Raw genomic sequence first — 22,445 nt, 5'->3', positions numbered from 1 at the left:
GAGCCGTAAACAATGGCACTACCAAAAAAACTGAAGTACCTGAACCTTTTCAATGACGCCAACAGCTATCAGGGGCTGGTGACAGCCGTCACCCTGCCGAAGCTGGCGCGCAAGCTCGATGCGTATCGCGGCGGTGGTATGAACGGCGCCGCCCATATTGATAACGGTCTGGAAGATGACGCGCTTGATATGGAATGGACTATCGGCGGCATGGATGAGCTGATCCTCAGCCAGTGGGGGAAAAGCGACGTGCCGCTGCGCTTTACCGGCTCCTACCAGCGTGATGATACCGAAGAGACGATTGCGGTTGAGGTAGAGGTGCGTGGCAGGCATCAGCAGTTCGATTTCGGCGAAGCCAAACAGGGTGAAGACACTGAGACAAAAGTCACCAGTAAAAACACCTATTTCAGGCTGACATGGAACGGCAAAGACCTGATTGAGATCGACACCATCAACATGATTGAAAAGGTCAACGGCACTGACCGCCTGGCTGAGCATCGTAAAAATATCGGCCTGAACTGATACGCACGCCAGCGCTACGGTGCTGGCGCCTCAACACCTTTTAAGTGAGATAAGAAAACATGGAACAGAAAGACAATATCGTTACGCTGGAAACGCCAATTATGCGCGGCGAGACGGAAATTAAAACCATTGAGGTTATCAGGCCGAATTCCGGCGCCCTGCGCGGCACCCGCCTGGCCGAGCTGTGCAATGCGGATGTGGATTCACTGCTGACCGTGCTGCCGCGCATCACGCTGCCAGCGCTGACTAAAGCCGAGTGTATCAGTCTCGACCCGGTAGACTTGATTGCGCTCGGCGGCAGGGTGATCGGTTTTTTGTCCTCGAAGTCGGCAGAGTAAGCTGGCCCGCCGGGCTGACGGTCAATGACCTGATGGCCGATATCGCCACCCTCTTCCACTGGCCCCCTTCTGAAATGTACAACATGCCGCTGGCCGAGCTTATCGACTGGCGGCACAAGGCACTCATCCGCAGCGGAGCAAATGACGATGAGTAATAACCTGAAGCTGCAGGTACTGCTGAAAGCGGTCGATCAGGCTACCCGACCGTTTAAGGCCATTCAGACCGCCACCAAATCACTGAGCAGCGGCATCCGCGATACGCAGGCCGGTATCAAAGCGCTCGACCAGCAGGCGGCGAAAATTGACGGCTTTCGTAAAACCAGCGCACAGCTGGCAGTCACAAAAGAGGCGTTGCAGAAAGCGAAGGATGAGGCGGCTGCACTGGCCGTGCAGTTTCGTAATACTGCACAGCCTACTAACGCCCAGGCGAAAGCGCTGGAGGCCGCAAAGCGCGCCGCCGCAGAGCTGCAAAGCAAATCGAACAGCCTGCGCCTGTCGGTGCAGCAGCAGCGCGAAGCCCTGAAAGCGGCGGGCATCTCGACTAAAAATCTCAGCAGTGAGCAGCAACAGCTGCGCTCCAGTTCGGCACAGGCGACGGTGTCACTCAGCCGGCAGAAGATGGAATTGCAGCGGCTGAACCAGCAGCAGGAGAAGCTAAACCGCACCAGTGAGCGATTCCGTAACGGCCAGGTGGCAGCGGGTAAAATGCGTAATATGGGCGCAGCGGGTGTCGGTGCGGCGACTGTCGGCGCGGTTGCCGGTGCCTCTGTATTGCGCCCCGGCTATGAATTTGCGCAGGCTAACTCCACGCTGCAGGCAACACTCGGCCTTGATAAAACCTCGCCTGAGTTTCAGTCCCTGCGCACCCAGGCGCGCCAGATTGGTGATAACACCGCAGCATCAGCGGGCGATGCGGCCAACGCGCAGATCGTTATCGCCAAAGCGGGCGGCAACGTTGATGACATCAGGGCGGCAACGCCGGTGACGCTGAATATGTCGCTGGCAAATAACCGCACCATGGAAGAGAGCGCCAGTCTGCTGATGAGTACCAAAAGCGCGTTTGGTATGGCAAACAGCGAAGTCGCGCACCTGGGCGATGTGATCTCAGCCACGCTGAATAAAACCGCTGCTAACTTTGACGGGTTAAGCGATGCGCTGACCTATATCGCGCCGGTGGCAAAAAACGCAGGGGTCAGCGTGGAGCAGACCACCGCAATGATCGGCCTGCTGGCTAAGAACGGTATCACCGGCAGTATGGCAGGCACCGGCGCACGCGCCATGCTGTCACGCCTGCAGGCGCCGACCGGTCAGGCATTTTCTGCGATTAAAGAACTGGGCGTTAAAACTGCCGACAACAAAGGCAATATGCGCCCCTTCTTCACCATCCTGAAGGAAATGCAGCACGCATTTGAAAAGAACAAGCTCGGCACCGCGCAGCAGGCCGAGTATATGAAAACCATTTTTGGTGAAGAGGCCGCCTCATCAGCCGCAACGCTGCTGAAGTCCGCAGCCAGTGGCGCGCTTGATGAGCTGACAAAGACCTTTCAGGGTTCGGACGGAGCGACAGAGAAGCTGGTCAGGGTGCAGCAGGACAATCTCGGCGGTGACTTTAAGGAGCTGGATTCCGCGCGCGAGGCCATTGGCACCGATCTGTTTGACCAGATGGAGGGCAGTCTGCGCAAGCTGACGCAGAACACCACTAAGTTTCTGCTGAGCGTCGATAAGTGGATTCAGGCTAATCCTGAACTGGCGGGCGGTATTACCAAAGCAGCAACCGCTGGCCTGATCTTTGTAGGCGCGCTCGGTGCTATCGGTCTGATTGCCTGGCCTGTGGTTACCGGCGTCAGCGCACTGGTGGCCGTCGCCGGGTTTTTAGGTACGGCTTTTACCGTAGCCGGGGGCGCCATCGCTGCCGCCCTTGGCGCCATCAGCCTGCCGGTGGTGGCCGTGGTCGCCCTGTTTACTGCCGGTGCGCTGCTCATCCGTAAATACTGGGAACCGATTAGCGCCTTTATGTCGGGCGTGGCCGAAGGGTTCACCGCTGCCATGGGGCCAGTCACTAATTCCTTTGGCTCCTTAAAGCCCGTCCTCGCATGGATAACCGACAAGGTGAAAGCAGTGATCAACTGGTTTAAGGAGCTGATTACGCCGGTCAAAGCCTCACAGGAGCAACTCGAATCTGCCGCCGATATGGGGAAGAAGTTCGGCAATATGCTGGCCGAGGGGCTGAAAATCCCCTCTGAAGCACTGGATCAGCTGCGCAGCGGTATCGACTGGGTGCTGGAAAAACTCGGCATTATCGACAAACAGTCTGATGGCCTTGGCGACAAAGTGCCACAACCCGAAGGCCCGGCACTCGGCGGCGCAGGCTATGACACGACATATTCATACAACCCGGCGCTGGGCGGTGCGGCAGGTTATTCCCCCGTCACGGCTGGCGCTGGCAGCAAGCCATCCAGCCAGAACAGCTATCACAGTGAATACACCATCAATATGCATCCGGGGATGACAAAAGACGACGCACTGTCGCTGATGGCCGAGAACCGGGCGCGTGAAAAGCGTCAGGCCGCCGCACAAGAGCGCAGCATAATGGGATGGGAGGATTAAAGCGATGATGATGATTTACGGCATGATGGTATTTATGCGCCAGACTCTGCCCTATCAGGAGCTGCAGCGCAGCGTTGATTATCGCTGGCCGACAAACAGCCGCGTCGGGCAACGCGCATCGGCGCAGTTTACCGGCGTCGGTGATGAGAAGATCACCCTGTCCGGCGAGCTGCGCCCGGAGGTAACCGGCGGCACCGTGTCGCTGCTGGTACTGAAACTCATGGCCGACGAGGGCCGGGCGTGGCCGCTGATTGGTGGCAATGGCACCATCTACGGCATGTATGTTGTTGAGAACTTCAGCGAGACGCACGCCGAGTTTTTCTCCGACGGCACGGCGCGCAAAATCAACTTTAACGTCAGTCTGAAGCGCGTTGATGAGTCACTGACTGCGATGTTTGGCGATCTGAAAAAGCAGGCCGACGGCTTAATCAGCGGCGCGGGTAATCTGCCAGGGCAACTGTCCGCCGCCATTAATAATGCGGCGAGTACCGTTACCTCATCTGTCGGGGGGATCCTGCGATGATTAGCAGCCTGCCGATCGCTGCCGGTGCGCAGATGTCACCTGACTTTATGCTGACCGTTAACGCGAAAGATATCACCACCAGTATCAGGCCGCGTCTGATATCGCTGACGCTGACCGATAACCGCGGCTTTGAAGCTGACCAGCTGGATATCGAGCTGGACGACACCGACGGGTTGCTGTCGTTACCCGAACGCGGCGCTGTGGTGGCGCTTCACCTGGGCTGGAAAGGGGCATCGCTTATCGGTAAGGGTGATTTTACCGTTGATGAGGTTGAGCATCATGGCGCACCCGATACGCTGACCATCCGCGCCCGCAGCGCCGATTTTCGCGGCTCGCTGAATTCCCGCCGCGAGGTGTCTTATCACGACACCACCCTGGGCGAGATACTGAAACAGGTTGCCGCACGTAACAAGCTAACAGCCATGCCCGCCGCCGGTCTGGCGGAGATTAAAATCAGCCATATCGACCAGACGCAGGAGACTGACGCGAAGTTTCTGACCCGCCTCGCTACCCTGAACGGCGCCATAGCTGCGATTAAATCCGGGCGGCTGCTGTTTATTAAGCCCGGCAGCGCGGTTACCGCCAGCGGAAAACCGATCCCGCAGATGACCATTACCCGTAAGGATGGCGACCGGCACAGTTTCAGTATTGCTGACCGTGGCGCCTATACCGGCGTGACTGCCAGCTGGCTGCATACCAAAGAGCCGAAGCCGAAAAAGGTAAAGCTGCAGCGTAAGAAAAAAGAGCAGCACCTGCGCGCCCTGCAACATCCGAAAGCGAAAAAGGCAAAGACCAGCAAAGAACCGGAAGCGCGCGAAGGTGATTATCTGGCGGGCAGCGAGGATAACGTATTTGCGCTGACCACGGTTTTCAGCACCAAAGCCGCCGCCATGCGTGCCGCACAATCGAAATGGGAAAAGCTGCAGCGCGGCGTTGCTGAGTTCTCGCTGACGCTGGCGATGGGCCGCGCCGATCTGTTTCCTGAAACACCGCTGACAGTCAGCGGCTTTAAATCGGTGATCGATGCACAGCCGTGGATAATCAGTAAGGTAACGCACAACCTCGGCGACAATGGCTACACCACCACGCTAAATCTTGAGATATTACTTAGTGATATTGGCTACGAATCCACTGAAGCATAAACTAACATTTGCAAATTCGTGTTTGCTTATTCAGAATATAACTCGTAAATGTATGATTTATGAATTTTAAACAAGGTTGGTCAACTCATGATGCATTGCCCGTTATGCCAGACTGCTTCTCATGCGAGATCCAGCCGCTACATTTCACAGGAAACCAAAGAGCGCTATCACCAGTGCCAGAACATCAATTGCGGCTGTACCTTTAAATCACTGGAGAGCGTCACGGGTATCATTATGCAGCCAGGGGTTATCAATAAGGCGCCGCCCCACCCATCCCGCGACAATCAGGGAACACTCTGGCTCTAATCCTAACCTGCTGCGGCAGGTTTTTTTATGTTTGTTAGCCTGCAAACAAACATTGATAACTGGTTATATATACAGTATTTTCATCAGCTATTTTTTGCAGGTGATAGTATGGCGATTAGAAAACAGTCCGATGGTAAATGGCTTTGTGAATGCTACCCCAACGGACGCAACGGCAAGCGTGTCAGAAAACAATTCAAAACTCGCGCTGAGGCCGTCTCATATGAGCGGTATCATCTTGAAGAGGTCAAAGCTAAGCCGTGGCTGGCCGAGAAAGAAGACCGCAGGCTGCTGAGCGAGCTGATTGATCTCTGGTACAAACTGCACGGCTGCTCACTTAGCGATAAAAAGGGGCGCTTAGGTAAGCTTAATATTATCTGTAACGGGATGGGCGATCCGGTTGCTTCAGCCATCACGCCGAAAGACTGGGCGCACTATCGTGACCGCCGCCTCAGCGGGCTGATTGAGAATGGTTATAAGACCAGCCAGAAATCACTGAAGGTTTCCACCGGTACGGTTAACTGTGAGCATGCATTTTTGCGTGCGGTGTTTAACGAGCTGGAACGCCTGGGCGAGATTAACTACCCCAACCCGCTAAAGAATATCCGCGAGTTTGACCAGCCAGAAAAAGAAATGGCATGGCTAACCGAGAGCCAGATAAAAAAGCTTTTTTTAGCCTGTGATCTTCACGGCAACCCCGAATTAACCCTTATCGTAAAAATCTGCCTTTCGACCGGCGCGCGCTGGAGTGAAGCCGCCAATCTTAAAGCCAGCCAGATATCACCGAATAAAATCACCTTCATTAAAACCAAGGGTAAAAAGAACAGAACTGTTCCCATTGATAACGCATTACATAGCGAACTAAAAAATAAAGAAGGGAAGTTTTTCGCTGAGTGTTATCGGCAATTTTATCGGGTAATCAGACTAGCCGAAATTGAATTACCCGAAGGACAAATGAGCCATGTTTTACGCCATACCTTTGCCAGTCACTTTATGATGGCCGGGGGCAATATCATCGTACTGCAACGTATTCTCGGGCACTCAGATATACGCGTAACAATGCGTTATGCGCATTTCGCGCCGGATCATCTTGAAGAGGCAATTAGTCGCAATCCACTGGCGATCATTGCCGCCAAAAGTGGCGACAAAATGGCGGCAGAGAATCAATTGAGTAGAATCCGGTAGAACAGGAGGCGTGAAAAGTCGTTGATTTCACGCTAAGTCACTGTTTTTAAAACCCCGACAAAAAAAGACCGAATACGATTCCTATATTCGGTCCAGGGAAATGGCTCTTGTGGAGCCGTGCGCTAAAAGTTGGCATTAATGCAGGCAATTTCGCCTTGCCCTTTAAAGCGTAGACAAAACCGATGAAATTTCCACCAGGTTGTAAACGGCTTGCAGGAAAGAAGTTAACTCTGTGATCGTTATGGCAGAAATCCGAATACGACCTTTCACGCTGGAAAAGTTTCGACTAGCTGAATAGTGCTTTAACCGGCAGTGTCCTGATAACTCAGGCGCTGCCGGTTATTTTATATCAATCAGTTGCAGAGTTTATCTGCGCGCTCAATATAAGGCGCCAGGCTCATTTTCTGACCCGGATTTTTCGGATCGTCAATCTGGATCACACTGATTGACTGCCCTTTCGCTTCGCCCGCTTTCACCAGTTCACTGGCTTTATCATTTAACGGATACTGCACCAGCGTGCTGGGATTGATAGCGAACAGCGCATGATCTTTACCACATGTCAGCATCACTTCTTCACGGTTAAATGCCCACTTCTCTTTACCAATCTCAAAACGACTGACGGTAATGATTTGCGATGCAGCGAATGCGCTGCTGCTGATGCCCATTGCGAGCAAAACACAGACCAGTTTTTTCATCGAGTTTCCTGCGCTCAGTGAATGCGCCCGAACAGTCAGGCGCGAAATAAATTATGCCGGTGCCAGGGTGGCGAAAATACTGACCAGCCACAGCACCACACAGCCCAAAAATAATTCCAGTTGGGTCATGCGGATAAAGATATGCTGCGCCTGCTCACCTGCCCGGCGAAAACGCGGTACCAGCCAGTAACGATTAATCAGCGCCACCAGCACCATCAATCCCACCAGCGATATTTTTGCCAGCAATAGCTGGCTGTATAACGCAAAGCTGGACAGCGGCCAGCCAAGTATCATCAGGGCGTTGATCATACCGGTGATAATCACCAGTGCAACTGCCAGATGACCGTAACGTGAAAAACGCATCATCGCGCGGATGGCATCGCTGCGCAGCGCAATATTGCGCGCATCGACCATCAGCAGCAGTAGGGGCAGCAGACCACCGACCCAGAATGCTGAGGCAATCAGATGCAAGGCATGATTAGTACGCTGCACGGTTCCGGGCCAGCCATCCAGCATCGCCGCATGGCCGACAAATGCCAGACCACATAACTGCGCCACGCCAGCCAGCAGCAATATTCGCTGGCGCAGCTGTCCGTGTAGCATAAATGCCAGGCAGGCCACCAGCGGCAACGCCATCTGCCAGCGCCAGGCGCGGCCAAACCCGGTGCTGAGCACCGCCTGCCAGGTTTCTGCATCAGAGATATTGCGCCAGTCGCCACTCATCAGGCCGGTCTGGGCGGCAAGTAACGCCACAGCGCTGACCAGCGCAACCACACTGCTGGTGACTAATAACGGCTGTAGCCGTCGCGCCAGCTGCGTTTTATAGCGTCCGGGAGCCAGTAAGGCGCTGTAAAAAGCGCTGCCCGCCAGCAGCATAACGGCGGCGAAATGCAGCCAGCGGCAAATAATAAACAGTGTGCTGAGCGACATAAGCTACTTCACGCTAAAGCGGTAGTTCCCTTTGGTTTTATGACCATCAACCGACAAGACGTGCCATTTAACCTGATACGTTCCACCCGGCAGCGGCTTTTCCAGTGGCACAATCAGCTGGTTTTTTTGCGCGCCATTACGCTGCGCTTTCGCCAACGGCAGTGGCTGGTTATTGGCACCGGCAATTTCCAGGCCGCTAAAAGCGGGCTCAATATCTTCCGAGAAAGTCAGCGTCAGTGCTTGCGGAGAGGCATCGACATGCGCGTTCGCCGCCGGATACTGATTTTTCAGATGCGCATGCGCCAGTACTGACGGCGAAAACGCCAGCACAGACAGCAGCACTGCTGTGCTGAAAATCGGGGGAAATTTTGGGTCAAACATCGTCTTGTCCTTCAGTGCTGCAGCCTCCCCGGCTGCCGATGGTGTCGAAGAATACTCTCCTGCAATCAGGCTGTCGAGGCGATAACGGCTATCCGCGTGCCTCAGAGCTTGCCAATCATGCTTATCTGCATTACTTTTTGCCGCAAAGCGAAAGGAGAAGCAAATGAGTCACAACCTGGCAATACTGTCGAAAGAAGAGAAAGATAAAATCAACGTCGATTTGGCCGCCGCCGGGGTGGCGTTTAAAGAGCGCTACAATATGCCGGTTATCGCCGAGGTCATGGAACGTGAACAGCCAGAAGCGCTACGCGAGTGGTTTCGTCAGCGTCTGATGCATTATCGTCAGGCGTCACTCAGCCTTTCCCGCTTACCCTGGGAACCCAAGCAAAAATAATCGCTTAAATCTTGAAATTATCAGAAAACCAGGCTGATATAGCGCCTCAAATCTGAGAACTCTGGAGCTAGCATGCCAAACTGGAATGTTGCCGCCGCGCAATATGCATCCCGCGCCGGTGATATTGATGCCAATATTGCGCATCATCTTACCTTTATCAGACAGGCTGCTACGTTAGAAGTCGACCTTATCGTTTTTCCCCAGCTTTCCATAACGGGCTATGAGCTGGAGGTTACGCCTGAACTCGCCATGTTAGCCAACGATCCCAGACTGCAACAGTTTGCCGATGCCGCACGCGACTATGACATGACAGTGATCATTGGCATTCCGCTGCGCGTTGATCAGTCACAACATAATGCCGCCATGACCTTTCTACCCGATGGCACACGCCTGACCTACGCCAAACGCCACCTGCTTGATCAGGAACCGCGATTTTTCGTGCCGGGAGCGCATGGTGGTCCGATATTTGGCGCTCAGCAGCGCAATGTCGGAATGGCAGTGTGCGCCGATATTTCGATTGAAGAGTTTGCCCGCGATGTGGCTGATGGCGGCGCCGACCTTTATGTTGTCACTGCGTTGTTACCGCAAAATATCTATCACGACAACTGCGCCCATCTGGCGCGCTGGTCTTCCGAATTAAAAATGTCGGTGCTGATGTCTAACCACGCCATTCCCACCGGCGGCCACCTGAGTGACGGCGGCAGCGCGTTCTGGGATGCTGAGGGTAACCAGGTAATTCACGCTGGCAGCGGTGAAGCGTTGATGATCGCAAGGCAGAACGCCGGGGGTTGGCAAGGCGAAATTCATCCGTTAGGCTAGCGGCAATATTCGTAAGTAAGGTGAGTCATGTTACGCGTTATTGATACCGAAACCTGTGGTCTGCAGGGTGGCATTGTCGAAGTCGCCTCGGTGGATGTGATTGACGGCCAGATTGTTAATCCAATGAGCGATCTGGTGGCGCCGGACCGTCCAATCAGCCGTCAGGCGATGGCGATTCACCGTATCACTGAAGCAATGGTCAGCGGTAAGCCGCCTGTCGAGCAGGTTATCGGCCGCTACATGGGCAGCCGTTACTATGTGGCGCATAACGCCAGCTTTGACCGTCGTATGCTGCCGGAAATGCAGGGCGACTGGATCTGTACCATGACACTGTCGCGCTCCCTGTGGCCAGGACTGAAATATGGCAATCAGGCGCTGCGCGAAACGTTGCAGCTGGATGTTACGCCGCCTGCCGGTTTGCATGCGCACCGCGCGTTATATGACTGTTACGTCACTGCCGCACTGTTAATCCGCATTATGGAGACATCTGGCTGGGATGCAGCGCAAATGGTTGAGCGCATGCAAAGTAAAAGTGGCGGGGACAGCTTCCCGTTTGGCAAGTATCGCGGACAGAAAATTGCTGATGTGGCGAAACGCGATCCGGGTTATCTGCAGTGGATGCTGAAAAATATCCCGGATCTGAAAGCCGATCTGCGCAGCACAATGCTGCGCCATCTGGCTGACTGATTAGCTGGCGCTGCCTGAGGTTAAGGTTTCCTGCGCCAGCCCAATCAAAAACGCATACTCCAGCGCCACCCCTTCATACGCTTTAAAGCGACCGGACTTACCGCCGTGGCCGGCATCCATATCGGTGCAGAGCAGTAACAGGTTGTCGTCGGTTTTCAGCTCACGCAGTTTTGCTACCCACTTGGCCGGTTCCCAGTATTGCACCTGGGAATCGTGCAGGCCGGTGGTGACCAGCAGATGCGGATAATTCTGCGCACGCACATTATCGTACGGGCTGTACTGGCTGATGTAGTGATAATAAGCCTCATCATTCGGATTACCCCACTCGTCATATTCACCGGTAGTGAGCGGAATCGACTCATCAAGCATGGTGGTAACCACATCAACAAACGGCACCTGCGCCACCACGCCATGCCACAGCTGCGGTTCCCGGTTAATCACTGCGCCCATCAATAATCCGCCCGCGCTGCCGCCCATCGCATACAAACGCTGTGGATCGCCATGCCCCTGCCCCAGCAGCGCATGGGTGACATCGATAAAGTCATTAAAGGTGTTCAGTTTATTTAGCAGACGGCCATCGTCATACCACTGCTGACCCAGCTCGCCGCCACCGCGGATATGCGCGAGGGCAAAGACAAAACCGCGATCAAGCAGGCTAAGACGGCTGCCGCTAAAGTCAGCATCCATACTGCTGCCATAAGAACCATAACCATAGACCAGCAACGGGTTTTTCCCCGGCTGATAGTGCTCGCGGTGATAGACCAGCGACACCGGGACTTCGATGCCATCACGCGCCTTCACCCACATATGTTCGCTGCGATATTTACTGGCATCGAAGCCTTTCACTTCCGACTGCTTCAGCACCAGCCGTTCGCCGCTGTCCATATCCAGTTCAAACAGCGTGGCAGGTGTGGTCATCGAAGAGTAGCCATAACGCAGCTTGCCGGTTTCCGGGCTCGGATTGTACGCCAGCCAGGTGACATACGCCGGATCGTCAAAGGCGATACCGAAAGTATCCCCGCTTTGCCAGTTGATCTGCCGCAGACTGGTCAGCCCGCGCTGCCGCTCTTCCAGCACCAGCCAGTCGCGAAATAGCTGGAAATCCTCCAGCACAATATGATCGCGTGGCGCGACTATCGTCTCCCAGCGCGAGACATCTTTATAGTCAGTGCGGTACAGACCAAAGTTTTTACCTTCACGATTTGAACGCACATAAAAGTGATGATTGTAGTGATCAAGAGTGTACTCGTGGTCTTTACGCCGCGGACAGAATACCTGCGGCTCGGCCTCGGCATATTCGCCATCCAGCAGCAGAATTTCACTGGTGGTACTGCTGTTCAGGGCAATCAGAATAAAGTGCTCGGAGGTAGTTTTATGCACGCTGACATAGAAGGTATCGTCCAGCTCTTCATATACCAGCTGATCGGCGCTTTGCGGCTCACCAATCGTATGACGCCATACCTGCCAGGGCAGCAGCGTCTTTTTATCTTTCAGTACGTAATAGAGCGTGCGGGAATCATTGGCCCAGACAAAGCTGGATGAGACATCTTCCAGCACTTCCGGATACCAGCTGCCGCTGCTGAGATTGCGAAATCGAATGCCATAGATGCGGCGCGAAAGGAAATCTTCCGCCAGCGCCATAATCTGATTATCCGGACTGATATCCAGCGCGCCCATGGTATAGAACTCACTGTGCGAGGCGCGCTGATTAGCATCAAGCAGCGTTTCCCACTCTTCCGCCGGGTCGCTGTCGGCAGGCTGGCGGGTGTAAACCGGATATTCATTGCCGGTTTCATAACGGCGCTGATAGCGGAAACCGTGCTTCACATAGGGAACAGAGTGGTCCTGCTGCGGAATGCGCCCTACCATCTCCTGCAACAAGCGGTCCTGCAACGCCTGTTGCGATGCCATCACCTGCTTGCCATAGTCGTTTTCGGCATGCAGATAATCCAGCACCGCCGGATCTTCGCGCTCATCGTCGCGCAACCAGTAGTAGTCATCCTGACGGCTTTCACCGTGGAGGGTCATGATATGCGGAATTTTTTTAGCTTTTGGCGGAGTCATAGAGCGTTAACACCATTAAGAGACATAGTCTAAGGGTGGCAGCTAACTCAATGATTGCCAAGTGCTAAACGGTAAGAAAACCACAGAGAGGCGGGTACTGAGCCAGCTTGCGCCGGCCCGGTTATTTATGCGGTTAGCTTTTTCTTCTCTTCGCGGATATCACTTTCAATGCCATCACGCACATCCTGAGGAATTTTCAGCGCGTCGCCCAGCGCCTGCAGATAGCTGCGCTCCATAAAGTGGTCGACATCAATCACCGCATTACTCAGGAAGTAAAGTTCCAGCGCCTCTTCTTCATTTTTAATATCGCGGGCCAGCAGCTGTGGATCCAGCGGTTGATCAATCGCCTGCTGGATCAGCTTTTCGCCCTGCGCGCCAAGGCCCAGCTGGTGGACATTCTGCTCAATCGACTTTCGCTCTTCACCGTCAATATGGCCGTCGCTTTTGGCGGCAAACACCAGCGCGGTCAGTAAGCGCGCGGCACGTGCATCCACCGGGCTTTCACTCTGGCCGAACTGCGGCTCATTGCTGTGGCTTTCGCTGACGCGCTGCTTGTACTTATTCCACAGCACGGTGCCTGCAACTGCCCCGCCACCGATAATCAGGGCATTTTTACCGAACTTAGTCAGCAGGCTGCGTGATGATTTATTGGCAATCAGTAACCCCGCCAGACCACCGAGCGCGCCGGGTGCCAGCATCTTGCTCAGGCCTTCACTGCCACCCTTGCCTGCGCTGCTTTTGCTGCTGCCTAATACGGATTGAATTTGCTGTAGCCAGTTACTCATCTCTTTTCCTTCAAAAAATGCGATGAGTTTCAGAGTAGAGGAATGGGCGTCAAGAAGCGTAAGGAGAAGAAAAGACGGGAAAACATTGGGCTACCGCTGGTAGCCCGTCAGGCAGCATCAGGCCGCTTTTACTGCGCGTACCGGCTTGCTTTTGCCCTGCTCGCTGTCAGCAGCGCTTTCATCTGCTGCTGCGCTGTTGTCGGCAACGCTGGCATCATCAGATGTCGCTTCCGGCATTTTGCTGGTGCGCAGGATATGCTGCACCGCATCTTTGTTTTCAGCAAGATACATGCCCAGCGCTTCGAACTGATGCTCTTCCAACCCGGTATTGCTGGTGACCAGCCAGTCGGAGAAGACTTCCGCCATATCAAGCATCTTGTCATACGCATCCGCTTCTTTTTTGCTGGCAAACGTCATCTTTTCCTCACCTTTTCTGACAACGACATATTTTACTTCAACGGCCATTATTTTTGCCTCAGCTAACTGTGTTTATATCCAGTATATCAGCCGCTTTTTTTGTAAGCAAGCGGGCAAAGCAGATGTCTGCGCAATCGTTTTCGTTTATACTGCGCGCGAATTTTTCAACTCTGTCAGGTAGAAATTATGTCGACTCTTGGAACCGCGCTGCGCCCTGCCGCAACTCGCGTGATGCTTTTAGGTTCAGGTGAACTGGGTAAAGAAGTGGCGATTGAATGCCAGCGTTTAGGCGTTGAAGTAATTGCCGTTGATCGCTATGCCGATGCTCCGGCAATGCACGTCGCGCATCGCAGCCATGTGATTAATATGCTGGATGGCGAAGCGCTGAAGGCGCTGGTTGCGCAAGAGCGCCCTGACTATATCGTGCCGGAAATCGAAGCGATTGCCACTGATATGCTGATCGAGCTGGAAAAACAGGGTCAGCGCGTGGTGCCCACCGCCCGGGCTGCGCGTCTGACCATGAACCGTGAAGGTATTCGTCGTCTGGCGGCGGAAGAGCTGGCGCTGCCAACCTCCAGCTACCAGTTTGCCGACAGTAAAGAAGCCTTTCTGCAAGCCGCCGATGAAATTGGTTTCCCATGCATCGCTAAGCCGGTGATGAGTTCATCCGGTAAAGGACAGAGCTTTATTCGTGAAGCCTCACAGCTGGAACATGCATGGGACTATGCGCAGCAAGGCGGACGCGCCGGTGCCGGTCGGGTGATCGTTGAAGGCGTGGTTAACTTTGATTTCGAAATTACCCTGCTGACCATCAGCGCCGTCGATGGCGTTCACTTCTGCGCGCCAATTGGTCATCGTCAGGAAGATGGCGACTATCGCGAATCATGGCAGCCACAGCAGATGAGCGATCTGGCGCTGCAACGTGCCGAAGAGATCGCCCGCAAAGTGGTGACTGCGCTCGGTGGCCACGGCCTGTTTGGCGTTGAACTGTTTGTCTGCGGCGATGAGGTAGTGTTTAGTGAAGTGTCACCGCGTCCACACGATACCGGTATGGTGACGCTGATTTCACAGGATCTGTCTGAGTTTGCCCTGCATGTGCGCGCCTTCCTCGGCCTGCCGGTAGGTGACATCCGTCAGTACGGTCCGGCGGCTTCAGCGGTGATCCTGCCAAAGCTGGACAGCGATAATGTGCAGTTTAGTGGAGTGCCTGCGGTGCTGGGCGCCGGTCTGCAACTGCGTCTGTTTGGCAAGCCGGAGATCCGCGGTCAGCGCCGTTTAGGTGTGGCGCTGGCAACCGGCGACAGCATTGATGATGCCGTAGCACGCGCTATCACCTGTGCTGCCGGGGTGAAGGTTAGCGGTTAAAAATAAGGGGAGCCGGTAACGGCTCCCCTGGAATATGACCGATATTAACGTGCGCCAGCCACCGCTTCCCGCGCCAGTTCAGTAATCCGCGCATAATCGCCCGCTTCCAGCGCATCCGCTGGCACCAGCCACGAACCGCCAATACACAGCACGCTTTTCAGCGCCAGATAATCACGATAGTTGCTCAGTGAAATTCCACCGGTTGGGCAGAAACGCACCTGCGGGAAAGGTCCGCCAATCGCCTGCAGGGCCTTAACGCCGCCGTTGGCTTCCGCCGGGAAGAATTTAAACTCACGCAGGCCATACTGCATGCCAAGCATCAGTTCGGACACTGTGCTGATCCCCGGAATTAACGGAATCGACCCTTCCACCGCCGCCTTCAGCAGCGATTCGGTCAGACCCGGACTGATGGCAAATTTCGCACCAGCTTCAGTCACTTCCGCCAGTTGCTGGGTATTCAGCACCGTACCGGCGCCAACAATCGCTTCCGGCACTTCTTTAATAATTGCGCGCAACGCATCCATCGCCACTGGCGTACGCAGTGTCACTTCCAGAACGCGCACCCCGCCGGCAACCAGCGCCTTCGCCATCGGAACCGCATGCTCCAGTTTATTGACCACAATCACCGGCACTACAGGCCCGGTTGTCAAAATCTGTTCAGCACTCGTTTTCCAGTTCTTCATCACTCTCTATCTCCCGTCGGGCCGCTCAGCATTACGGTGGCTGTAGCTGGCAAAAGTGACGCGCATCCGGCGTCAGGAAAGTCATAGCGCATCTACCATACATGATTTCGCTGCACAGCGTCCATGCGCTAACGCAATTTTTAAAACCGTGGTTCATTTTTACCCGTGGCGTGCAGAGGCCAAAAAAAACCCGCCATCAGCGGGTTTGATTTACCTGAATAATTACTCGAATTCGTTCCAGGAACGACCATCACGGGTAATCATCGCCACGGAAGCCACCGGGCCCCAGGTACCAGCCTGATAAGGCTTAGGCGCTTCGTTATCCGCAGCCCATGCCTCCATAATTGAGTCGACCCACTTCCAGGCTTCTTCTACTTCATCACGACGCACAAACAGCGCCTGGATGCCGCGCATCGACTCCAGCAGCAAACGCTCGTAAGCATCGGCCAGGTGCGACTGGTTAAAGGTTTCGGAGTAGCTCAGATCCAGCTTGGTGGTCTGCAGATTATGTTTATGATCCAGACCTGGCACTTTATTCAGAATCTGAATATCCACGCCTTCGTCAGGCTGCAGACGGATAGTCAGTTTGTTCTGCGGCAGCTCCTGCCAGGACTCTTTAAACAGATTCAGCGCCGGGTTCTTAAAGTACACCACCACTTCCGAGCATTTGGTTGGCAGACGTTTACCGGTACGCAGGTAGAACGGCACGCCAGCCCAGCGCCAGTCATCGATATCCACCCGAATCGAGACAAAGGATTCGGTATTACTGGATTTATTGGCGCCCTCTTCTTCCAGATAGCCAGGCACTTTTTTGCCCTGCACAAAACCGGCGGTGTACTGACCGCGCACGGTTTTATCACGCACATTGCTGTGATCGATACGGCGCAGCGAGCGCAATACTTTTACTTTCTCATCGCGAATACGGTCAGCAGAGAGATCGGCCGGGGGCGACATGGCAATCATGGTCAGAACCTGCAACAGATGGTTCTGAATCATATCGCGCATCTGACCGGCCTGATCGAAGTAACCCCAACGGCCTTCGATACCCACTTCTTCCGCCACGGTGATCTGCACGTGGTCGATAGTGCGGTTATCCCAGTTAGAGGCGAACAGAGAGTTAGCGAAACGCAGCGCCAGCAGGTTCAGTACCGTCTCTTTACCGAGGTAGTGGTCAATACGGAACACCTGCGACTCTTCGAAATACTCACCGACCTGGTCGTTGATTTCGCGTGAAGTCGCCAGTGAAGTACCCAGCGGTTTTTCCATCACCACGCGCGCCGGCATGGCGTTAAGCTTCGCCTGACCGAGACCTTTACAGATCGCGCCGAAAGTACTTGGCGGCATGGCGAAGTAATTGATGGTGACGCGATTTTTCTGATCCAGCATCTTGCCCAGTTTCGGGAAGTGCGAGGAATCATTAACATCAAGGTTACAGAAATCGAGACGGCTGCTCAGTTTGTCCCACAGCGCTTCATCGATTTTCTCTTTCATGAAGGTTTCCAGCGCTTCACGAATCACCTTGGTATAGGCAGCTTTATCCCAGTCAGCGCGTCCAACGCCAATAATGCGCGACTCTTCATGAATCTGTCCGGCTTTTTCCAGCTGGTACAGGGAAGGCAACAGTTTCCGGCGTGCAAGATCGCCCTTGGCACCGAAAATAACCAGATCGCACGCCTGGGCTGTTTGTGTTACCGCCATTTTAATCTCCTCGTTGCAGGATGAATCTGACCTGCGGGTTCCGTAATCAGTCAGATTCTTATTGTAATTTTCTTTCAATACAATGTACTTCTTTTGGCTATTGCACGTAAACCGGTGCAGCGTCTGCCAGAGCAATGTATTTACCGCTATTCAATTTAACGGCTGTTATAATCAACAAGTACGTCAGTTTGTGCGTAATTTTCCGACTTTTTTGTTACTGTTTTACAGTAATGAAAATCAGACACAGTTCAAATTCTGGCAAAAAATGTCAGTTTCGGCCGGATGGCTCTGCCCGTCGTCTGCTACGGCATTGTATATTCTCTACAAATCGACATCGATTTCTCCTTTGAATGAAATCGTCAGAATTGATGAGTGGTCATCAGCCTATGAATATGCTGGAAAAAATTCACACTTTCCTCGAACAACTTAGCAAATCTGAGCGCAAAGTCGCTGAGGTGATCCTTGCGGCGCCACACAGCGCCATTCACTCCAGTATTGCCCTGCTGGCACGCGCCGCAGAGGTGAGCGAACCGACGGTTAACCGCTTTTGCCATCGTATGGAAACTAAAGGTTTCCCCGATTTTAAACTACAACTGGCGCAAAGTCTGGCTACCGGCACCCCCTGGGTCAGCCGTCATGTCGCTGAAGATGACAGCGCCGAATCCTATACCGCGAAAATCTTTGAATCAGCGATGGCCGGTCTTGATCAGGTACGCCAGCATCTGGATATCAATGCCATCAACCGCGCTGTCGATATGCTGACGCAGGCGAAGAAGATTGCCTTTTTCGGTTTAGGCGCATCGGCCGCGGTAGCGCATGACGCGATGAATAAATTTTTCCGCTTCAATGTTCCCGTTATCTATTCCGATGATATTGTGATGCAGCGCATGAGTTGCATGAACAGCGCAGAAGGTGACGTAATGGTGCTGATTTCTCATACGGGCCGCACCAAAAATTTAGTCGAACTGGCGCAGCTTGCACGGGAAAATGACGCCACGGTGCTGGCGATTACCTCGCCGCACTCGCCGCTGGCGCTGGAGGCCACCCTGGCGCTGACGCTGGATGTGCCGGAAGACACTGACATTTATATGCCAATGGTGTCGCGTCTGGCGCAATTAACCCTGATTGATGTACTGGCCACCGGTTTTACCTTACGTCGCGGACCAAAATTCAGAGATAACCTGAAGCGCGTCAAAGAAGGTTTAAAAGAATCGCGTTTAGATAAGGATGCGACGAACTCTCTCTTTCCGCGATAGCGTGCAGTAGTCGCCATGAAATCAGGTCGCATGCAACAGCGATTTGTTATATAAATGTTATATAAAATTTAGCCATTGTAGTCAGGCTTGCAGCACGGCAGTACCAGGGCAGATCCGCTGCAGCCAGTGCTCCCAGGGGCATAAAAAGAATCTGGTGTGATTGCAATGGCAACACCACGTTAAAGTCAACGGAGTCCTACATGTCAAGACGTCTCAGAAGAACCAAGATTGTAACTACTTTGGGTCCGGCAACCGATCGCGATAATAACCTTGAAAAAATCATCGCTGCTGGCGCTAACGTTGTTCGTCTTAACTTCTCACACGGTACGCCGGAAGATCACCAGCTACGTGCCGACAAAGTCCGTGAAATTGCCGCAAAACTGGGCCGTCATGTGGCGATCCTTGGCGATCTGCAAGGTCCGAAAATCCGCGTATCGACCTTTAAAGAAGGCAAAGTGTTCCTTAATCAGGGCGACCGCTTTCTGCTGGATGCCAATCTGAGTAAAGGTGAAGGCGATAAAGAGAAAGTCGGCATCGACTACAAAGGCCTGCCGGAAGATGTGGTGCCGGGCGACGTGCTGTTGCTGGATGATGGCCGTGTGCAGCTGAAAGTGCTGGAAGTTCAGGGCATGAAAGTGTTTACCGAAGTCACCGTCGGCGGCCCCCTTTCCAATAATAAAGGGATTAACAAACTCGGCGGCGGTCTTTCTGCTGAAGCACTGACCGAAAAAGATAAAGCCGATATCCTGACCGCGGCGAAAATCGGCGTCGATTATCTGGCAGTCTCTTTCCCACGTTGCGGTGAAGATCTGCATTATGCCCGTCGTCTGGCGCGCGAAGCCGGTTGCGATGCAATGATCGTTTCCAAAGTTGAGCGTGCAGAAGCGGTCGCCTCGCAGGAAGCGATGGATGATATTATCCTCGCCTCCGACGTGGTGATGGTAGCGCGTGGCGACCTCGGCGTCGAAATTGGCGATCCTGAACTGGTCGGCATCCAGAAAGCGCTGATTCGTCGCGCGCGTCAGCTTAACCGCTCGGTGATCACCGCTACCCAGATGATGGAATCGATGATCACTAATCCGATGCCTACACGTGCGGAAGTGATGGATGTGGCGAACGCAGTCCTCGACGGCACCGATGCAGTGATGCTGTCGGCAGAAACCGCAGCGGGCCAGTATCCGGCGGAAACCGTGTCTGCGATGGCGAAAGTCTGTCTGGGCGCAGAGAAAATCCCAAGCATTAACGTGTCCAAACATCGTCTTGAAGTACAGTTCGACAATATCGAAGAAGCGATTGCGATGTCGGCGATGTACGCCGCCAACCATCTGCAGGGCGTTAGCGCCATTATCACCATGACCGAATCCGGTCGCACCGCGTTGATGACTTCACGTATCACGTCCGGCCTGCCGATTTTCGCCATGTCGCGTCACCAGCGCACGCTGAATCTGACTGCGCTGTATCGTGGGGTCACCCCGGTTTACTTCGACAGCAACAATGAAGGTGTCGTGGCTGCTAACGATGCAATTAATCTGCTGCGCGACAAAGGCTTTCTGGTGTCAGGTGATTTAGTTATCGTTACCCAGGGTGACGTGATGAGCACCGTCGGCACTACCAATACCAGTCGCGTACTGCGCGTCGAATAATTCCAGTCGGTTTCAGTTCCGGGCTGCGCCAGCCAGCGTGGCCCGGAATCTTTTCTGCCCTTCCCTTCTGCCATACTAAAACCCCTGATTAACCTGATAATCACTCTGTTTATTCACAACTGATAACGTGATCCAGATCACACTTCCTACATCAATTATACTTATATTTAACCTGTAAGAATAAACTTATTGAATGCTAATGATTCCTATTTATAATCTCATTAACGTCAATAATCGCAACAAGCATGTTACAAATTGTGATTTAACACTATTAAATGAGGGTTTATTGCCTGTTTAAGCTAACTATCTCAGTTATCGCGATATTTACTGAATCACAGGCAACTCCAGACAATCTTTAATCATTCTTAACATATGTCCACAGATTTTGCAGGGTCACGGCTGTCATTTTGTTATGGCGGCGGGGTTTCTTACGTCCAAAAAAAGGTACAGGGTATGGTCTTTGGTTCGCAAACGGCACGCGCTGCCACTCAGATTCAACCACAGCCCGGGGAGGCTGCAGCTGAATTGCTGTTTAACGCCGCCCAGCTCGACGCTTATTCACAACAAACACTGACGGCGCTGGAATTAATTAACAACACCATCCGGCAGGTCGAAAAACCTTTTAGCGGTATTCTCCCGCATGAGCTTGCTCCGGCCTTTAATGCTGTCGATCTCAATGTTCCGCTGCTGGATAATCAGGCGGCGCTGGATGAACTGTCACAACTTTATTTGCGTGATGCGGTTTACTTCCACCATCCAAAATATATCGCCCATCTCAACTGCCCGGTGGTGCTGCCGTCCTTGCTCGCCGAGCAGATTATGAGTGCAGTTAACAGTTCGGTGGACACCTGGGATCAGAGCGCCGGCGGCACGCTGATTGAGCAGAAGGTGATTGACTGGACGCTGAGCCGTATTGGCCTGCCCGCCAGCGCGGATGGTATTTTTACCAGCGGCGGTACCCAGTCCAATCTGATGGCGATGCTGCTGGCGCGCGACAGCTGGTGCACCCGCCATCGCCCGGGTCATCTGATCAAGCAGAAAGGATTGCCGCCGGAAGCCAGCAAATGGCGTATTTTCACCTCGAAACTCAGCCATTTCAGTATTCAGAAATCGACCGCGATCCTCGGACTCGGATATGACGCGGTGATCGCCATCGACCACGATGAACACTACCGCATGGACGCCGCGCTGCTGGAGCAGGAGATCCAGCGCTGCCAGCAGGAAGGTCTGATTCCGATTGCGGTGGTCGCCACCAGCGGCACCACCGATTTCGGCAGCATTGATCCGCTGAGTTCAGTGGCGACCATTTGCCAGCACTATGGCCTGTGGATGCATGTCGATGCTGCCTATGGTTGCGGGCTGCTGGTTTCACCGCAGCATCGTCAGCGCCTGCAGGGTATCGAACAGGCCGATTCGGTTACCGTCGACTATCACAAGTCATTCTTCCAGACCGTCAGCTGCGGCGCCTTCTTTGTGCGTGACCGCCAGCATCTCAGTCATGTCACGGTGCATGCAGATTATCTCAACCCGCTAAGTGCGCAGCAGGAAGGCACGCCAAACCTGGTGAGCAAAAGCATTCAGACCACCCGCCGTTTTGACGCGCTGAAGATGTGGATGACGCTGCGCATTATGGGGCCGGAAGCGCTGGGCAATGCCTTTGACAGCCTGCTGGCGCTGACGCGTCACGCCCACCAGCTGCTGGCGGCGCATCCGGCGATTGAGGTGCTGCATCAGCCAGAACTGACCACCCAGATTTTCCGCTATATCCCACGCCCCGGCATGAGTGACGCTGCCGTCGACGAAGTAAACGCGCAGATCCGCAAAGCGCTGTTCCGTTCAGGTAACGCAGTGGTTGCCGGCACCAAAGTGGATGGCCGTCAGTATCTGAAATTCACCCTGCTAAACCCGGCAGCGACCAGCGCCGATCTGGAAGACATTATTGCCCTGATCGCCCATTACGGTCACGAGCTGGCGCGAAGTCAGAATATCAATGCCGCCAATCAGTGAG

Annotated in this window: 23 protein-coding genes; 15 read left to right on the top strand and 8 right to left on the bottom strand. The window is 53.9% G+C overall.

Annotation, left to right across the window (positions count from 1 at the left end):
- The first annotated feature begins 12 nt into the window (after positions 1–12).
- From N5923_RS17500 to N5923_RS17465, 8 genes are all read left to right on the top strand, one after another.
- Positions 13–522: a phage major tail tube protein gene (locus N5923_RS17500; protein ID WP_267145083.1), complete on the top strand. Its 510-nt coding sequence runs from the start codon at positions 13–15 to the stop codon at positions 520–522.
- Between the two features lie 59 nt (positions 523–581).
- Complete coding sequence (locus N5923_RS17495) at positions 582–860, top strand: phage tail assembly protein (protein ID WP_267145084.1); 279 nt, start codon at positions 582–584, stop codon at positions 858–860.
- Positions 861–892: 32 nt separating this feature from the next.
- A complete protein-coding gene (locus tag N5923_RS17490; protein ID WP_267145085.1) occupies positions 893–1,015 on the top strand; it encodes a GpE family phage tail protein in 123 nt (40 codons plus the stop codon).
- Positions 1,008–3,467 (top strand): phage tail tape measure protein, encoded by a 2,460-nt coding sequence (locus N5923_RS17485; RefSeq protein ID WP_267145086.1) that lies wholly within the window; start codon positions 1,008–1,010, stop codon positions 3,465–3,467. The genes N5923_RS17490 and N5923_RS17485 overlap by 8 nt, the downstream gene beginning before the upstream one ends.
- Positions 3,468–3,471: 4 nt before the next feature.
- Positions 3,472–3,990, top strand: a complete 519-nt coding sequence (locus tag N5923_RS17480) for a phage tail protein (RefSeq protein ID WP_267145087.1) — start codon at positions 3,472–3,474, stop codon at positions 3,988–3,990.
- Positions 3,987–5,132 carry a phage late control D family protein gene (locus tag N5923_RS17475; protein ID WP_267145088.1) on the top strand — a complete coding sequence of 382 codons (1,146 nt, stop codon included), beginning with the start codon at positions 3,987–3,989 and terminating at the stop codon, positions 5,130–5,132. The genes N5923_RS17480 and N5923_RS17475 overlap by 4 nt, the downstream gene beginning before the upstream one ends.
- 87 nt (positions 5,133–5,219) lie before the next feature.
- Positions 5,220–5,438, top strand: coding sequence for a DNA-binding transcriptional regulator (locus N5923_RS17470; RefSeq protein ID WP_267145089.1), 219 nt, complete (start codon positions 5,220–5,222; stop codon positions 5,436–5,438).
- Between the two features lie 108 nt (positions 5,439–5,546).
- On the top strand, positions 5,547–6,620 hold the full coding sequence (locus N5923_RS17465) for a phage integrase (protein ID WP_267145131.1): 1,074 nt from the start codon (positions 5,547–5,549) through the stop codon (positions 6,618–6,620).
- A 353-nt stretch (positions 6,621–6,973) separates the two neighbouring features.
- Here N5923_RS17465 and N5923_RS17460 read toward each other — a convergent pair whose 3' ends face one another.
- From N5923_RS17460 to yobA, 3 genes are read right to left on the bottom strand one after another with little or no spacing between them, the layout of a single operon-like run.
- The gene (locus tag N5923_RS17460; protein ID WP_267145090.1) at positions 6,974–7,315 is read right to left on the bottom strand and encodes a YebY family protein; all 342 of its coding nucleotides are present in this window, start codon (positions 7,313–7,315) and stop codon (positions 6,974–6,976) included.
- A 51-nt stretch (positions 7,316–7,366) separates the two neighbouring features.
- A complete protein-coding gene (gene copD, locus N5923_RS17455; protein ID WP_267145091.1) occupies positions 7,367–8,245 on the bottom strand; it encodes a copper homeostasis membrane protein CopD in 879 nt (292 codons plus the stop codon).
- Positions 8,246–8,248: 3 nt separating this feature from the next.
- The gene (gene yobA / locus N5923_RS17450; protein WP_267145092.1) at positions 8,249–8,626 is read right to left on the bottom strand and encodes a CopC domain-containing protein YobA; all 378 of its coding nucleotides are present in this window, start codon (positions 8,624–8,626) and stop codon (positions 8,249–8,251) included.
- A 163-nt stretch (positions 8,627–8,789) separates the two neighbouring features.
- Between yobA and N5923_RS17445 the strand changes: the two genes are divergently transcribed.
- The 3 genes from N5923_RS17445 to exoX all read left to right on the top strand — a co-directional run bounded on the left by N5923_RS17445 (position 8,790) and on the right by exoX (position 10,526).
- Positions 8,790–9,020 carry a DNA polymerase III subunit theta gene (locus tag N5923_RS17445; RefSeq protein WP_267145093.1) on the top strand — a complete coding sequence of 77 codons (231 nt, stop codon included), beginning with the start codon at positions 8,790–8,792 and terminating at the stop codon, positions 9,018–9,020.
- Positions 9,021–9,092: 72 nt separating this feature from the next.
- A complete protein-coding gene (locus tag N5923_RS17440) occupies positions 9,093–9,839 on the top strand; it encodes a carbon-nitrogen hydrolase family protein (protein WP_267145094.1) in 747 nt (248 codons plus the stop codon).
- Between the two features lie 27 nt (positions 9,840–9,866).
- A complete protein-coding gene (gene exoX / locus N5923_RS17435; RefSeq protein WP_267145095.1) occupies positions 9,867–10,526 on the top strand; it encodes an exodeoxyribonuclease X in 660 nt (219 codons plus the stop codon).
- On the opposite strand, the gene N5923_RS17430 is transcribed toward exoX, so the two are convergent.
- The 3 genes from N5923_RS17430 to N5923_RS17420 all read right to left on the bottom strand — a co-directional run bounded on the left by N5923_RS17430 (position 10,527) and on the right by N5923_RS17420 (position 13,840).
- Complete coding sequence (locus N5923_RS17430; protein WP_267145096.1) at positions 10,527–12,590, bottom strand: prolyl oligopeptidase family serine peptidase; 2,064 nt, start codon at positions 12,588–12,590, stop codon at positions 10,527–10,529.
- Positions 12,591–12,715: 125 nt separating this feature from the next.
- Positions 12,716–13,375 (bottom strand): tellurite resistance TerB family protein, encoded by a 660-nt coding sequence (locus tag N5923_RS17425; RefSeq protein WP_267145097.1) that lies wholly within the window; start codon positions 13,373–13,375, stop codon positions 12,716–12,718.
- A 117-nt stretch (positions 13,376–13,492) separates the two neighbouring features.
- A complete protein-coding gene (locus N5923_RS17420) occupies positions 13,493–13,840 on the bottom strand; it encodes a YebG family protein (protein WP_267145098.1) in 348 nt (115 codons plus the stop codon).
- 138 nt (positions 13,841–13,978) lie between these two features.
- Between N5923_RS17420 and purT the strand changes: the two genes are divergently transcribed.
- Positions 13,979–15,157, top strand: a complete 1,179-nt coding sequence (gene purT / locus N5923_RS17415; protein WP_267145099.1) for a formate-dependent phosphoribosylglycinamide formyltransferase — start codon at positions 13,979–13,981, stop codon at positions 15,155–15,157.
- A gap of 44 nt (positions 15,158–15,201) precedes the next feature.
- Here purT and N5923_RS17410 read toward each other — a convergent pair whose 3' ends face one another.
- Positions 15,202–15,840 (bottom strand): bifunctional 4-hydroxy-2-oxoglutarate aldolase/2-dehydro-3-deoxy-phosphogluconate aldolase, encoded by a 639-nt coding sequence (locus N5923_RS17410; protein ID WP_267145100.1) that lies wholly within the window; start codon positions 15,838–15,840, stop codon positions 15,202–15,204.
- 222 nt (positions 15,841–16,062) lie between these two features.
- Complete coding sequence (gene zwf, locus N5923_RS17405) at positions 16,063–17,538, bottom strand: glucose-6-phosphate dehydrogenase (RefSeq protein WP_267145101.1); 1,476 nt, start codon at positions 17,536–17,538, stop codon at positions 16,063–16,065.
- Between the two features lie 386 nt (positions 17,539–17,924).
- Between zwf and N5923_RS17400 the strand changes: the two genes are divergently transcribed.
- From N5923_RS17400 to N5923_RS17390, 3 genes are all read left to right on the top strand, one after another.
- On the top strand, positions 17,925–18,794 hold the full coding sequence (locus N5923_RS17400; protein WP_267145102.1) for a MurR/RpiR family transcriptional regulator: 870 nt from the start codon (positions 17,925–17,927) through the stop codon (positions 18,792–18,794).
- 200 nt (positions 18,795–18,994) lie between these two features.
- A complete protein-coding gene (gene pyk, locus N5923_RS17395; RefSeq protein WP_267145103.1) occupies positions 18,995–20,437 on the top strand; it encodes a pyruvate kinase in 1,443 nt (480 codons plus the stop codon).
- Positions 20,438–20,890: 453 nt separating this feature from the next.
- Entirely contained in the window at positions 20,891–22,444 is a 1,554-nt protein-coding gene (locus N5923_RS17390) for a pyridoxal phosphate-dependent decarboxylase family protein (RefSeq protein ID WP_267145104.1), read from the top strand.
- The last annotated feature ends 1 nt before the right edge of the window (position 22,445 follow it).

The organism is Winslowiella arboricola, from assembly GCF_025527015.1.
GTDB classification, from domain to species: domain Bacteria; phylum Pseudomonadota; class Gammaproteobacteria; order Enterobacterales; family Enterobacteriaceae; genus Erwinia; species Erwinia arboricola.
This window is presented reverse-complemented; position numbering and strand designations above follow the sequence as displayed.